General features: G+C 31.2%; 17 protein-coding genes. 8 read left to right on the top strand and 9 right to left on the bottom strand.

The window, feature by feature from the left end; genetic code table 11:
• Nucleotides 1-6: 6 nt before the first annotated feature.
• Both B4E95_RS03315 and B4E95_RS03310 read right to left on the bottom strand, forming a co-directional pair.
• Entirely contained in the window at nucleotides 7-1,617 is a 1,611-nt protein-coding gene (locus B4E95_RS03315) for a DUF4270 family protein (protein ID WP_291089925.1), read from the bottom strand.
• 15 nt (nucleotides 1,618-1,632) lie between these two features.
• On the bottom strand, nucleotides 1,633-2,445 hold the full coding sequence (locus B4E95_RS03310; protein WP_291062671.1) for a glycogen/starch synthase: 813 nt from the start codon (nucleotides 2,443-2,445) through the stop codon (nucleotides 1,633-1,635).
• Nucleotides 2,446-2,563: 118 nt separating this feature from the next.
• Between B4E95_RS03310 and panC the strand changes: the two genes are divergently transcribed.
• The 3 genes from panC to B4E95_RS03295 all read left to right on the top strand — a co-directional run bounded on the left by panC (nucleotide 2,564) and on the right by B4E95_RS03295 (nucleotide 4,882).
• On the top strand, nucleotides 2,564-3,406 hold the full coding sequence (gene panC / locus B4E95_RS03305; protein ID WP_291089922.1) for a pantoate--beta-alanine ligase: 843 nt from the start codon (nucleotides 2,564-2,566) through the stop codon (nucleotides 3,404-3,406).
• 85 nt (nucleotides 3,407-3,491) lie between these two features.
• A complete protein-coding gene (panD, locus tag B4E95_RS03300; RefSeq protein ID WP_180905565.1) occupies nucleotides 3,492-3,839 on the top strand; it encodes an aspartate 1-decarboxylase in 348 nt (115 codons plus the stop codon).
• A 23-nt stretch (nucleotides 3,840-3,862) separates the two neighbouring features.
• Nucleotides 3,863-4,882, top strand: a complete 1,020-nt coding sequence (locus B4E95_RS03295) for a lysylphosphatidylglycerol synthase transmembrane domain-containing protein (protein WP_291089918.1) — start codon at nucleotides 3,863-3,865, stop codon at nucleotides 4,880-4,882.
• A 158-nt stretch (nucleotides 4,883-5,040) separates the two neighbouring features.
• On the opposite strand, the gene B4E95_RS03290 is transcribed toward B4E95_RS03295, so the two are convergent.
• The 5 genes from B4E95_RS03290 to B4E95_RS03270 all read right to left on the bottom strand — a co-directional run bounded on the left by B4E95_RS03290 (nucleotide 5,041) and on the right by B4E95_RS03270 (nucleotide 8,173).
• Nucleotides 5,041-5,817, bottom strand: coding sequence for a hypothetical protein (locus B4E95_RS03290; protein WP_291089915.1), 777 nt, complete (start codon nucleotides 5,815-5,817; stop codon nucleotides 5,041-5,043).
• Complete coding sequence (locus B4E95_RS03285) at nucleotides 5,810-6,592, bottom strand: hypothetical protein (protein ID WP_291089913.1); 783 nt, start codon at nucleotides 6,590-6,592, stop codon at nucleotides 5,810-5,812. Before B4E95_RS03285 ends, B4E95_RS03290 begins: the two co-directional genes overlap by 8 nt.
• The gene (locus tag B4E95_RS03280) at nucleotides 6,585-7,373 is read right to left on the bottom strand and encodes a hypothetical protein (RefSeq protein WP_291089910.1); all 789 of its coding nucleotides are present in this window, start codon (nucleotides 7,371-7,373) and stop codon (nucleotides 6,585-6,587) included. Before B4E95_RS03280 ends, B4E95_RS03285 begins: the two co-directional genes overlap by 8 nt.
• Nucleotides 7,366-7,740 carry a hypothetical protein gene (locus B4E95_RS03275; RefSeq protein WP_291089907.1) on the bottom strand — a complete coding sequence of 125 codons (375 nt, stop codon included), beginning with the start codon at nucleotides 7,738-7,740 and terminating at the stop codon, nucleotides 7,366-7,368. The genes B4E95_RS03280 and B4E95_RS03275 overlap by 8 nt, the downstream gene beginning before the upstream one ends.
• A gap of 67 nt (nucleotides 7,741-7,807) precedes the next feature.
• On the bottom strand, nucleotides 7,808-8,173 hold the full coding sequence (locus B4E95_RS03270; RefSeq protein WP_291089904.1) for a hypothetical protein: 366 nt from the start codon (nucleotides 8,171-8,173) through the stop codon (nucleotides 7,808-7,810).
• A gap of 198 nt (nucleotides 8,174-8,371) precedes the next feature.
• Between B4E95_RS03270 and radA the strand changes: the two genes are divergently transcribed.
• The 5 genes from radA to B4E95_RS03245 are packed head-to-tail and all read left to right on the top strand — an operon-like array spanning nucleotide 8,372 to nucleotide 11,781.
• Complete coding sequence (gene radA, locus B4E95_RS03265; RefSeq protein ID WP_291089901.1) at nucleotides 8,372-9,736, top strand: DNA repair protein RadA; 1,365 nt, start codon at nucleotides 8,372-8,374, stop codon at nucleotides 9,734-9,736.
• Nucleotides 9,737-9,741: 5 nt separating this feature from the next.
• Nucleotides 9,742-10,398 (top strand): acyltransferase, encoded by a 657-nt coding sequence (locus tag B4E95_RS03260; RefSeq protein ID WP_291089899.1) that lies wholly within the window; start codon nucleotides 9,742-9,744, stop codon nucleotides 10,396-10,398.
• A 54-nt stretch (nucleotides 10,399-10,452) separates the two neighbouring features.
• Nucleotides 10,453-10,830: a CD225/dispanin family protein gene (locus tag B4E95_RS03255; protein ID WP_291062690.1), complete on the top strand. Its 378-nt coding sequence runs from the start codon at nucleotides 10,453-10,455 to the stop codon at nucleotides 10,828-10,830.
• 4 nt (nucleotides 10,831-10,834) lie between these two features.
• The gene (locus tag B4E95_RS03250; protein ID WP_291089896.1) at nucleotides 10,835-11,245 is read left to right on the top strand and encodes a DUF2752 domain-containing protein; all 411 of its coding nucleotides are present in this window, start codon (nucleotides 10,835-10,837) and stop codon (nucleotides 11,243-11,245) included.
• 5 nt (nucleotides 11,246-11,250) lie between these two features.
• Complete coding sequence (locus B4E95_RS03245) at nucleotides 11,251-11,781, top strand: hypothetical protein (RefSeq protein ID WP_291089894.1); 531 nt, start codon at nucleotides 11,251-11,253, stop codon at nucleotides 11,779-11,781.
• A gap of 18 nt (nucleotides 11,782-11,799) precedes the next feature.
• Here the strand turns inward: B4E95_RS03245 and B4E95_RS03240 are convergent, their stop codons facing one another.
• Both B4E95_RS03240 and B4E95_RS03235 read right to left on the bottom strand, forming a co-directional pair.
• On the bottom strand, nucleotides 11,800-13,557 hold the full coding sequence (locus B4E95_RS03240; RefSeq protein WP_291089891.1) for an Ig-like domain-containing protein: 1,758 nt from the start codon (nucleotides 13,555-13,557) through the stop codon (nucleotides 11,800-11,802).
• 27 nt (nucleotides 13,558-13,584) lie between these two features.
• The gene (locus tag B4E95_RS03235) at nucleotides 13,585-14,250 is read right to left on the bottom strand and encodes a ComF family protein (RefSeq protein ID WP_286495686.1); all 666 of its coding nucleotides are present in this window, start codon (nucleotides 14,248-14,250) and stop codon (nucleotides 13,585-13,587) included.
• Nucleotides 14,251-14,263 lie beyond the last annotated feature (13 nt).

Below are 14,263 nucleotides of genomic sequence, written 5' to 3'. Positions count from 1 at the left end.
TACGCCCTATTTTTGAGAGTAATATACCAGTAATTTCAATTTTTTATCCGCTACTTCCGAATTATTTCCATGTAAAACAATTCTGTATGGATTATAAGCTCTATCATTTTGATAAGGATTTGTACTATTAATCGTAGTTGCATCTCTAACAGATGTTATAAAATTACCCATTGTAATAAACATCGTTTGATCTTTAAACTCATTTCCTTTCTCTAACATGCTTTTTAGATGTTTCGTGATATCAATTGTATAATAATCCGTATCTCCTTTTACAATAGGATTAAAGTGAACTGATGTAGGGTAAGAATTATAGAATTCTAAAACGTCTGCATACAATTCATTTATAACTTTATCATCTTTTTTGTAGTTATTCCAAGCAACTAAATAAGGCGGTTTTGGAAAACTAGTTGAACCATCAATATAGAATTTTAATTTTGCTCCAAGAATCACAATATTACTTTTTGTCATCTCAGATTTTAATTCATCTAATTGCGTTTGATTGAATTTTAATTTTGCATAATTTCCACTCATTCCGCTTAAATACAATCTCGCATCACCATTCACTTCATCAGGTTTGATTGTAGAATAAGTTGAACCTACTGCATTATTCACAATTTGAGAAGCAATAATATTGGCATTATTTGCAGTACCAGAATTCCACTGATTTGTCATATCAAAAGCATAAGTAGCACTCAAACGTTCTTTATAATTTGTGTCTGAACTTGTTTTTGCTGTCGGATTTTTGTATGAATAATACATCTTCAAGTCAATTTTATTTGGATTAAAATTGACAATAAATCCATTTGATTCTTCAACAGAAAACTCTAAACCTTTGATATTTTCACGAATAAATGTTGCGTAATCAGAAAGCAATCCTGTTTTAGCATTTTTAATAATTTTTTCGTCAAAATAATCTGGATCTAAAGAAACTTTGTAACCAGGAACAACCTCAGAAATATTAGAAGTTCCAGTTTTTAGTTTAACAACTTTTCCTGTTACTGTTTTTCCGATTGTAGCTTTTCCGATTACTCTTGAATTAACAGAAATTGGAGATTCAAGGCCACTTAATGTTGAAAAATATTTCGTGTCTTTATATAAAACTGTATTAATGTCTTTAATTTTCAACGTCATTGTTAAATCCTTATTCCCATACAAAGAGTCAACTGCATACTTTGTTGTAATTTGGATTGTATCTGTATCTTTTGGTTTCTCTCCTGGTTTAGAAAGATTGATTGTATCTTTAGAAATTGGATCTTTAGTCGTGCTGTAATAAACTGGAATTACCAAATTCACAGAATCTACTTTAGGTTCAGTTCCAAAATCTTGATCTCCAATAGACGAAGGTCTAATTTGTGTATAAAACTTAGAAGATGTAGAACCAAAAATTGGCTCATTGTACACACCAAAAGCTCCATTTTGAAGTACAAACTTATCTGTACGAAGCGTGTCAAAATTGGCATTAAAAGCAATAACATCCAAGGATTTTACATTTCCTTCTGCCTCACCTCCAATCACGTTGTTATCTAATCCTAATGTTTCATTCTCACACGAAACAATTGCTCCCATTCCAATCATCATTGCAACAGACACAGAAAGGACATTCAAAAATTTTTTCATTAATCTAAATAGATTTTAATTAGAGTTCATTACTTCCTCAAGATAGAAGTTGTTGTAAACTTCTTTAGCTTGCTCTTTAGAACAATAGTCTAATAGAGGAATATTTTGTTGGTTGATATAGTTTTTCACATCTTCTGGAATCAAATCTTCCCCTTTCGCAACTGCATCAGCATATTCTAAAGAAGCTTGAATCATCCCTAAATGTGTAGGTTTTTCTAAATATGTTTGTACATCAGCTTCTACTTTATCAAAAGCTAATTTTTTAACTAATTCGTTATCTAATTCTCCTTCAAATCCGTTGTCAAATAAAGAAACAACAACTTTCGCATCTTGAAAGAAAGGATCGTCAGAATAATATTTTTTTAGATACAATGGTACTAAACTAGACATCCAACCCATTACGTGAACAACATCTGGTTTCCAATTTAATTTTTTTACTGTTTCTAAAACTCCTTTTGCGAAGAAAATAGAACGCTCGTCGTTATCAGAAAATAATCCATTATCTTCTCCATAAACTTCTTTACGTTTGAAATATTCTTCGTTATCGATAAAATACACTTGTAGTCTTTCTCCTGGAACAGAAGCGACTTTAATGATTAATGGTTGATCCAAATCATTAATAATCATGTTCATACCTGAAAGTCGTATTACTTCGTGTAATTGGTGTCTTCTTTCGTTAATTGCTCCAAATCTTGGCATAAAGATTCTTACATCTGCGCCACTACTTTGCATGATTTTTGGCAAATCTAATGCTTGTGAAGACATCGGATTTTCAGGAAAGTAAGGTACCATTTCTGTTGTTACATACAATATGCGCTTTCCTTCCATAATTTCTACTCTCTTTTCCTAATGAATAATAAGGCACAAATTTACAAAAAAATGTTGATATATTATTTGCTTATAGTAGCTTTGCAAGATATTAGTTTTTTTTTAACAAATCAGTGTTATGGTTATATTTAACGAAAAGGAAAAATTAACTCCCGCAATCGTCGAGTTAAAAAACCAAAACAAAACCATTGGCTTTATCCCTACAATGGGCGCTTTACACGAAGGTCACATGTCTTTGGTCAAAGCTTCTAAAGCTCAAAACGACTACACAATCGTCAGCATTTTTGTCAATCCGACACAATTTAATAATCCAGAAGATTTAGCAAAATATCCTCGAACTGAGGAAAATGATAAAGAATTGTTAATGAAAAACGGATGTGATTTTGTCTATATGCCTACTGTTGAGGATTTATATGAAACAAATGAAGGTGCAAAACATTACGATTTTGGCACAATAGACCAAGTGATGGAAGGCGCTTCTCGTCCTGGACATTTTGATGGAGTAGCTACAATTGTTTGCAAATTATTCAAAGCAGTTCAACCAACAAGAGCATATTTTGGAGAAAAAGATTTTCAGCAAATTCGTATCATTCAAGAAATGGTAAAACAAGAAAATTTAGATATCGAAATTGTTCCAATGCCAATTCATAGAGCAGATTCTGGTTTAGCATTTAGTTCAAGAAATGGACGTTTATCAACGCAACAAACTTCGGATGCACCACAAATTTATTCAATTTTATCACAAGCTGTAACGCTTAAAAAAGAAGGAAAAGATGTTCCTGAAGTAAAAGCTTTCGTCGAAAATGAATTCAAAAATTCACCTTTCGAATTAGAATATTTTGAAATCACAGATGAAGAAACCTTGTTGTCTATAGAACATTTTTCTGATGCCCAGCATATTCGTGGATTTGTCGTTGCTTATGCAGGCGATGTACGTTTAATCGATAATATTCAATTTTAATAAAATAGATCAAATCCTTCACTCCAATCGAAAAATATTGGAACGGGTTTTGAAATTTATAAGTTCAATGTAACTTTGCAAAATTATGATGATAGAAGTATTTCACTCTAAAATACATAGAGTTAAGGTAACAGACGCAAAATTAAACTACATCGGAAGTATTACAATCGATGAAGATTTGATAGATGCTGCAAATATGGTAGTTGGTCAAAAAATTCAAATTGTGGTTCAAGAAAACGGAGAACGTTTTGAAACTTACATTATTAAAGGAAAACGTGGAAGTGGAGAAATTTGTTTAAATGGACCAGCAGCGCGTAAAGTACAAGTAGGTGATACTGTCATTTTAATTACGTATGCGATGATGGAATTTGAAGAAGCCAAAACCTACGAACCAACAATTGTTTTCCCTAACGAGAACAATCGTTTAGATTAAGAAATTAATTTTCAATAATTTATATGAAGAGTAAGATCAAACAATCGCTCTTCTTAATCATTGCTTCATTGTTAGCCGTTTTTTTTGTCGTGGTAACAGTGAAGCAAATTGATTTCGAACGAGTTGCAAAAGTTTTAAAACAAACCAATTATTTTTGGATTTTTGCATCTATGGCAATCAGTATTCTCACGTATTGGATACGTGCCGCTCGTTGGAATCTTCTTCTAAAGCCGATGGGCTACAACACACAAACCTCATCTGGTTTTTGGGCTATTGCATTTGCATATTTTATGAATTTGACCATTCCTCGAAGTGGTGAAGTGGCTCGTGCAACAAGTTTCTATAAAATGGAAAAAGTGCCGTTTGAGAAATCTTTCGGAACAGTAGTTTTAGAGCGTGTAATTGACGTTTTATTTTTGGGATTATTTTTCAGTTTAACACTTATTTTCAATTACGAAACATTCCTCAAATTTGTTGAATTAGGAAACAAAGAAAAAGCGCACCAACCTACAACAGAACCTTCTTTCTTAAAATATTACATCGCAATTGGAGTTCTTGTTTTAGGAATTGGATTAATCGCTATTTTCTGGAAAAAAATTAGTCAATTAAAGTTTTTTGAAAAAATCAAAACCTTTCTATTTGGACTTTGGGAAGGAATAAAATCAATCTCAAAATTAGAAAAAAGAGGTTTATTCATTTTTTATTCTTTCGCACTTTGGATTTGTTATTTTTTAATGACTTTTCTTGTTTTCTTCGCTTTTCCGGACACCAAAAATTTTGGAATACCAGAAGGTTTATTCCTATTGATTGCAGGATCTCTAGGAATGATTTTACCTGTTTCGGGCGGTTTGGCTTATCCGTATATTATGTCGATTGCATTTTCGGCAGTTTATTTAGCAAAAGGCGGAGATCAGCACGAAGGACGAGCAATTGGAGATTATTTTGGATTAATCCTTTATATAGCTCAAGTTATATCAATGATTAGTTTTGGATTGATTGCTATTTACAAAATCGCACGAATTCGACGAGATTCTACACAATAGTTACATACCTCCAAAGCTACGATTCCAAAGTTTTACCATTTTATTGATTTCCCAAGGATTTATTTTATAAAATATTTTCATAATTATAAAGAAAATAAGATTGACTAACAGTACAAAAAGTAATTCCATAGCGAATAAGTTTTTATTAAATATACATTTTATTTCTTTATCATTTCCAAATATTTAGGTGCTTGTTCCTCTAAAATTTCTGTGATTTTATCGTATTTGTTTTCTTTTACGAGTTTCTCCAATTCAAAATTCGCATAACAATATCGCACATAATCGGTGACTTTATTTTCTGGAATATTTAAACTTTCGATGAAATAATTTGAGGTGAAATAATTCTCTAAATCCTTGATTTTATCTACCTTTTTGAAATATTTATCTACTTTTTTAGCTTCTTTCTTTTGTCCTGAAATCATAGCTATCCAATTAGAAGGATCCAATAATCCATTATTATTCAACATCGAAGAAGCATAAGGATCAATTTTTCTGAAACGCAAATTAGGATCAAAACCCAAGTTCAAATTATCATATAATTCATCTACTTTTCCGTGTTCTAACTTGATGTTATTCTTAAAATTTTTGTCTAACGTATTAATTCGCGCTTCAGCAAGTTCAATCGTTTCAATATTCAAGTGAATCGTCAGCATTCCTTTTGCTAAAATATCCGATGTAATTTTGATTTTTCGTTCGATATAAAAATCATGTGTAATCACCAATTCATCTCCAACAGAAGCTTTAATTGAAAACATTCCGCTCGCATTTGTAAACGTTTTCGCATTCGTCGATTCGTTTGTCACCAAAATATTGTCTACCGCATCTTGCCCAGCAACACCATCATCAATTACCACTTTTCCAGTAATCAAGGTTGTTTGCGCAAAAGAAAATGTGCTTATCAAAACAAAAAATATAACGTATAAAATTTTATTCATTCTTTTTGATTTTTGACAAATAAATCGGCGCTTGTTCTTGTAAAATCTGAGTTATTTTTTCGTAATTATTTGCTTTGACCAATTTATCTAATTCAAAATTAATATAACAATACTTAACATATTCACTAACTTTATTTTCTGGAATATTTAATGTTTCGATGAAATAATTTGGGGTAAAATAATTCTCCAAATCTTTTATTCTATCTTCTTTTTTGAAATATTCGTACTGATTTTTTTCTCGCTTCCGTTGACCTGAAATCGCAGTAATCCATGCCGCAGGATTCAATAATCCAAAACTTCCAATATTTGAAGTAGCATTAGGATCAATTTTTCTGAAACGAAAATTAGGATCAATTCCTAAATTCAACTGTTTGTACATTTCATCAACTTGGTCATATTTGAGCTTGATATTGTTCTTAAAATTTTTGTCTAACGTATTAATTCGCGCTTCTGCAAGTTCAATCGTTTCAATATTCAAGTGAATTGTCAGCATTCCTTTTGCTAAAATATCCGATGTAATTTTGATTTTTCGTTCAATATAAAAATCATGTGTAATCACCAATTCATCTCCCACAGATGCTTTGATCGAAAACATTCCATTTACATTTGTAAACGTTTTAGCATTCGTCGATTCGTTTGTCACCAAAATATTATCCACCGCATCTTGCCCAGCAACTCCATCATCAATCACCACTTTTCCTGTAAGCAAAGTCGTCTGTGCAAATGTGAAAACGCTCAACAAATTCAATAATAAAATGTATTTTATTCTACTCATTTTTCTTCATTTTTGCTAAATAAATAGGCGCTTGTTCCTCAATTATAAATAAAATTTCATCAAAATTATTATCTCGCAATAATTTCGGAAAATCAAAATTTGAGTAACAATAATCCAAAAACTCGTTTATTTTTCCTTCTGGTATTTTCAAATCATTCACAAAATAATACGTCGTAAAAAATTTATGCAACGCCAATAATTGATCTTCTTTCACAACTTTTATCGGAACTGGATTTTTCATTCGTTTTTTTGGACTTTTAAACACATTTAACAACCCAAGTAAATTAACTCCACCAACTTGTTTAATCGTTCTATTCACTCTTTCCTCATCATATTTAAGATTCAGTTCCGCTTTAAATTCTAGAGAAGTAAAACCCGCTTCATCATTCAGTTTTTCTTGAAATGATTTTTCTTTTCCCAAATTTTTTAGCGAATTTTTATCCAATTTCGAGATATTTGCTTCTTTCAATTCAATCACTTCAATATTTACATGAATCGTCACAAAACCTTTCGCAATCATGCTTTCCGAAACTTTCAATCTTCTTTCTTCGATTCCCGTATGCTTGATTAACAATTCATCATTCAAATTCACATTTATCGAAAATAATCCAACATTATTTGCTTTTGTTTTGGCTTTTGTCGTTAAGTTTTCAATCGAAGTTCCTTCCAAATCAATAACTTCTTCTGCATCATCCACAATAATTTTTCCTGTGATTAAAGTGCTTTGTGCTTGAAGATAACTTGATGAAATGATGAATAAAAAGAATAAAAATTTACTCATGTTCGATTGTTTTTTGGTTGATAATTGAAAGATAATTTGGTGCTTGTTCTTCGAAAATTAAAGTGATTTTATCATAATTATTTGCTTTAAAAAGTGGTTCTAACTTAAACTCAACAAAGCAATAATGAATAAAATCAAGAATATTTCCTTTTGGAATTTTCAAATCATGTGCAAAATAATATTCGGTGAAATAATCTTTGAGCTGAATGATTTTATCATATTTATCAAGGTTTTTCTTTTTCAGAAAATGTTTATACGTCTGCACTTCTTTGTCCGAATATTGCTCTATCAAACCCATCACATTTTCATAACGAATGGGAACTCTTAATTTTCGAAGATATTCCGAAGCAAAATAGGCTTTCACCATATCATTTTTAAACTCTTCATTAATACCTAAACTTTTATTGATTTTTTCGCTTTGCGTTTCGTCTTTGCTAATATTTTCTTTCCAATTCTTTAAGCGGTTTTATTTTCGTTTCGGATAATTCTATCACTTCAACATTTAGATGAACGTCTATAAAACCCTTTCTAATCATTGATTCAGAAATCTTAAGCTGACGTTCTTCAATTCCAATTTGTTTGAAAAGTAAAACATCGTTTGGCTGAACTCGAATCGAAAAAAAACCTTTTTCATTTGATTTTGTTCGTGCATTTGACGTTAAATTTTCGATTACAAAATCATCAAGATTAACGATTTCATCCGCATTATCTACCATAATTTTCCCCGAAATTAAAGTCGATTGTGCATTGGCAGAAATACAAAAAATATAAAAAAAGCTAAGAAGTAAAGTTCTTTTCATTGGCATTTTAAAATATGATTAAAAATAATCGAGAAAATAATTGAAAATCAATATTTAACTCAACTTTATCTAAAGTTGATAATTTGTTAAAAAAGTAAATTATTGTTAACGTTTTTTGATTATTGTATTAAAATTTTTCACACTTATAACTCCATATCTTGTCGCGATAAAACATTATTTTTGTCTAAATTTAAAGCTATGGCTAAAACAAAAACTACATATTTCTGCCAAAACTGTGGCACGCAAACCGCGCAATGGATGGGACAATGCAAAAGTTGTGGCGAATGGAATACCATTGTTGAAGAAATTGTGGACAAAGGCGACGAAAAAAAATCGTGGAAAGATAAATCGGACAAAAAAGAGAAAACGTTTGCCCTGAATATTCGCGAAATAAATCCATTAGGAGAAATAAGAATTTCAACGAAAAACCAAGAATTAGACCGAGTTTTAGGAGGCGGAATTGTTCCTGGATCAGTGATTTTAGTTGGTGGAGAGCCCGGTGTTGGAAAATCGACATTGATGTTGCAAGTAGCCTTAAAGTTAGATACGATTAAAATCTTGTATGTATCTGGAGAAGAATCTGTTTCGCAAGTAAAACTTCGTGCTGAACGAATTGGAATTGAATCGGATCAATGTTTTATTTTACCTGAAACCAATACGCAAAAAATATTTGCTCACGCCAAAGAAATTCAACCTCAACTGATTGTTGTCGATTCTGTGCAAACGCTTCAAACCACTTATGTAGAGTCTTCTCCAGGAAGTATTTCGCAAATTCGAGAAACAACTTTTGAGCTAATTCAGTACGCAAAAGAAACCAACACACCGATTATTTTAATTGGACATATTACGAAAGAAGGTGTGATTGCTGGACCAAAAATCTTAGAACACATGGTAGATGTTGTGTTGCAATTTGAAGGCGATCGCAACCATATTTATCGAATTTTACGTGCAAATAAAAACCGTTTTGGCTCAACTGCAGAAATCGGAATTTATGAAATGCAAGGAGCGGGTTTGCGTGAAGTCACAAATCCGTCAGAAGTATTAATTACCAAAAAAGATGAATTACTAAGCGGAAATGCAATTGCAGCAACTTTAGAAGGTGTTCGCCCGATGTTGATTGAAATTCAAGCTTTGGTTTCTACGGCAGTTTATGGAACTCCACAACGTACTGCTACTGGTTTTGATGCCAAACGATTGAATATGTTGTTGGCAGTTTTAGAAAAACGTGCTGGGTTCAGACTGAATATGAAAGATGTTTTCTTGAATATTACAGGCGGAATTCGAGTGGATGATCCTGCAATTGATTTAGCTGTTATTGCGGCAATTCTTTCATCAAGCGAAGATTCTGCCGTTCCAGATAATTGTTGTTTTGCGGGAGAAGTTGGTTTGAGTGGAGAAATAAGAGCTGTAAATCGTGTTGAACAACGCATTACCGAAGCTGAAAAATTAGGTTTTGATGCAATTTTTGTCTCAAAATACAATAAAATAAAAGATATAGATTTTGGAATTCGAATCGTTAGAATATCTAAAGTTGAAGATTTATATCGTATGTTATTTCAATAATTTTTATGAAGAATATTTTTAAAATTAGTTTTATCAAAACTATTATTTTCAATTTTGTCTATTTTAAATTTAGTCAAGCAATTAAATTCCCTGTAATAATTAGCTCTAATTTTCGTTTAAAATCTCTCTCTGGTAAGGTTAATATTCCTGAAAATTCTTCTTTTGGGTTGATTAAACTTGGTTTTGGTGATATTTCTATTTTTGACAGAAAATTATCAAAAGGAATTTTGGAAAATAATGGAATAATAAATTTTAAAGGTCGTACAAATATTGGTCATGGTTCAAAAATTTCTGTAGGAATAGAAGGTAAATTAACTTTTGGAGAAAATTTTAATATTACTGCTGAATCATCTATTGTTTGTTATAATGAGGTCTCTTTTGGTCATAATTGTTTGTTATCTTGGGACATACTTATTATGGATACTGATTTTCATAAAATTTACAACCAAAATAATGAAATGATTAATCCTGACAAATCTGTAAAAATTGGTCATAATGTTTGGGTTTGTAACAAAGTTCAAATTCTGAAAGGTGTATTAATTGCTGATGGATGTATTGTTGGAAGTAATACTGTTGTAAGTAAGTCTTTACCAATAAAAAATGCCATATACAGTGGGAATATAAATTCTCCTATTAAAGAAAATATTTCTTGGAAAATTTAACACATTGATTAATCATAATTTTCATATTTTTAGACAAATAAAAACACTCTAATTATGGATTATTCATATCAATCTAATCAAGATTTTAATCAACCACAACAATCTTCTTTTGAAGAAATTAAACCGAAACCAGAAAATAACCTTGTCTTGGCCATCATCGGAACTATTTTAGGGCTTTGTTCTCCTTGTTGCATCGGTACTATTGTAGGTATTATTGCAATTGTTTTTGCAAATCAAGTGAATACAAAACACAATATTGGCGATTATACAGGTGCTGAACAAGCAGCTAAGAATTCTAAATTATTAGCTTATGTTGCAATTGGTTTAGGCGTAATTGGTGTTATTATAAATGTTGTGATGTTAATTACAGGAGGTATGGATGCTTATATGGAGCAATATAAAAGTATTTTAGAAAGCTCTAACGGAAATTAATCATATGATAAAACGGATTTTGGTTTATGGATTAGCTACGCTTTTGCCAATTTTGGTAATCGTCTATTTTTATAGTTATTACAGCAACCAAAGTCCGTTTTCTATCAAATGTATGTTTCATGAAATAACAGGTTTATGGTGTCCTGGCTGTGGTGGTCAACGTGCTTTTTCCTTGCTTGTTAACGGGCATTTTTTACAATCGTTACGCTACAATCTTATTTTGCCTTTTGCACTTTACATTTGTGTACAATTGTATTATGCGATTGTTGGAAATATTTTTTTAGGCAAACCAATGTCAGGCAAATTACATCTTCCCGAAAGTTTTGCTAGAAATTTCTTAATCTTCCTTTTGGTTTATTCTATTTTGAGAAACATTCCTCTTTCACCTTTTATATATTTGGCACCAGAAAGTTAGAAAATATGGGATTAGATACTGTTGAATTAATCATGGAATTTGAAAATCATTTCAATATTCGTTTTAAAGATGAAGATATTCAGCAAATAAGTCGAGTTGAGGAAATTTCAAACCTAATTTGTCAAATGATTGATATTACTTCCGAAAACAAAGAAGAATTTAATTCACTTTATGCTTTATTTCAGGATTATTTTGGAAATCATATTCAACTAGCAAATAAAATATCAAATTACTTACAAATAAATAACTTTCAAGATTTAAGCAATTTTTTAAATCTAAAAATTAAAAATTATTCTAATATTTTAAAATATATTTTCTTAGATTATCATTTTATTAAATGGGAAGAACTTACTGTTGAAGAGTTTATCAATGCAATTTTAATTACAAATTGTAAACATCTTTTTGATAACAATTCACCTAAAACTCAATATCAAGTTTATTTAATTGTAGGAAGTATTATTTTGGACAGAATAGGTTGTCCAGTTTATGACATACAACCATACGCAAGTATTACGAGAAATTTGCGAATTGACTAAATAAAAAAAATCAGAGAACTATTCCTCTGATTTCTTATTTGCTGTTCGTGAATTTTGACGCTCCTCGCCTTCTTTCAATTCTCCTCGACGTATTCTATTTTTGTCCGAATCTTTATCATCATTTGGTAAAGAAACGGGTTGATTTGCCTCTCCTAAAACCCATGTTTCGGTCGCATCCCACATCGCTCTAATTTTGATTGGCTCTGGATACAAATAAATTGGTTCGGGTTGTTTACCTGATAAATAATCGCCTGTATCCCATTTTCCATTTTCGTTTTCATCAACCAATAAGCGGAACAAATATTCTCCTGGCTCAATAAAATTGAACTCAAAATAGTTTTTATTTGCTGGATTATAGATTTCTTCAATCACTGTAAAATCTTTATCAGTCTTTAAAAACTGTAAAATAAATGGTTTGGATGGTGTATTTTGAAGCGTTAATTTCAAATGTCCGAAATCGCCTCGTGTTCCCATTTTTATAGGATATGCAAGTGTATCATTCTTCTCTCCCAACACATCTGTCAATGCATTTGGATAGAGATTTACTTCAAATTTTTCATCTAAATTTTTCTCAAAAGCAAAATTCAAGTTCTGTGCATTCACTGTATCAATCGAAACTTTGAATGGAATTGAAACTGTATCCTTAAACACATAAATTTTAGATAAATCTAATGATTTTATTGGCGCATTTGCCTGAATTTTAAACGGTTTATTTGGTGCTAATTTTTGATCATTTAATGCTTTAAATTCTAATTTTCGTTCTGTATTCGATTTTGAATATAATGCACTTACTTCATCAATTTGATCTTTATGTTGAACCTTGAAATTCAATTTTGCACTTCTTCCTGTAATGGTATCAACCTTTGGATTGAACCAAAAATTAATCGAATCTTGTTTTGGAAACTTCTGAATATAAGCCGTTTTAAATTCTTTTCCTACCGGTGTTATCGTAACATCATCCGTTGAACCTGTCGTTTTAAAAACAATTAAACCTTCTTGTTTAAAACTCGCTTCAGGTTTACGATAAGCTGGTTTTTGATTGAATAAATTCAAGTTGATTTGTTGATTCGAATTCAGCTCAATTGGTTCGTTATGAAAAGCCAAACGCTCTTTCCCATAATCGTACATCACATTTTCTACCTTATCCTCAAAAGCAATTAATTTATACTTACCCGAAGCCAAATAATTTAATTGATATTCTCCTTTATCATTGGCTCTCGCAATGTAATATGGTTTCTTTTGCAGAATGATACTGTCTTTGTATGCACTATCAACTTTATATAGCCCGACCAATATCTTTTCTGGCCCTTTGAAATCATAAGACGAATTTACACGACCTGTTACCTTCAACGAATCAATAAAACTACCTGTCGAAAAAACATATTGAAAATTGGACAACTTATTATTTTCGTTAAAATCTTGAATCGCATCACCAAAATTAAAACTATACGTCGTATTTGGTAACAATGGTTCTTGAAATTTAATCGAAATATATTTCTTCGCTAAAGCTTGCGGCGTCACAATTGGGGGAATCTGAAACGATGGCGAAACAACCACATTTTTGCTGTATTCTTTCAGAAGAATGTACTCATCAAAGTTGATTGTAGCCTCTTGCAAATTAAGATCTACATTCGTAGCCAATGTATCTGGATCAGCTTTTAGGAAAACTGGCGGAGTTTCATCTTTAGGTCCTCCCGTTGGTGAACCTTGTCTTGCACAAGAAATAACCGTCAAAATGGTTAACATCAAAAGCGAAAAACGTGTCGTCTTATTCATGGGCGCAAGTTAAGAAAAAGCTTGTTATTAAGCACAAGCAATGGTAATTACACTTATCTTAAAATTTTCTGAAAGATTAAACTTTTTTATTGCCGATGCAATTGTTGCACCAGTTGTTAAGACATCATCAATCAAAATATAATGTCCAGGTTTAAGATTTGGATTGATTTCAAACGCATCTTTCAAGTTATCCAATCGGTGTTTTTTGTCTTCATTTACTTGAGATGAATTGTATTTAGTTCGGATTAATCCATCCGAAAAATAATTTATCTGGTTGATTTCTGCCAACGTTCGTGCGAAATTTTCTACTTGATTGTAGCCTCTTGTTTTCAATCGTTTTGAATGCAATGGAATCGGAATAATTCCGTCATAATCACTCAAATCAAACTTAATCATCTGCGCTAAATCAATTCCAATTTCTGGGCGATTTCTATATTTCATTTCATGTAAAATAGCTTGCGTGGTGTTATGATGTTTAAATTCTAACAAAGAAAAAGCGTTTTCAACTTCGCAAAAATTTCTCAATTTATCATAAGCTCGATTATTTTGATCGAAATTAAAATGTGTGAAAACGAGTTTTGTTGAACACGAAACACACAGAAATTGCGAAGCTTGAATGACGTCTTGGCAATCCAAACAACGCATCGGAAAAAATAAATCAACCAAAGAATTTACGATTGTTTTGATTTCCATTACCTTTGCAAAT

Source organism: Empedobacter sp. UBA7494, from assembly GCF_002478465.1.
Taxonomy (GTDB): Bacteria; Bacteroidota; Bacteroidia; order Flavobacteriales; family Weeksellaceae; genus Empedobacter; species Empedobacter falsenii_B.
The sequence above is the reverse complement of the archived record's forward strand: the minus strand, read 5'-3'. Positions and strand labels throughout refer to the sequence as shown.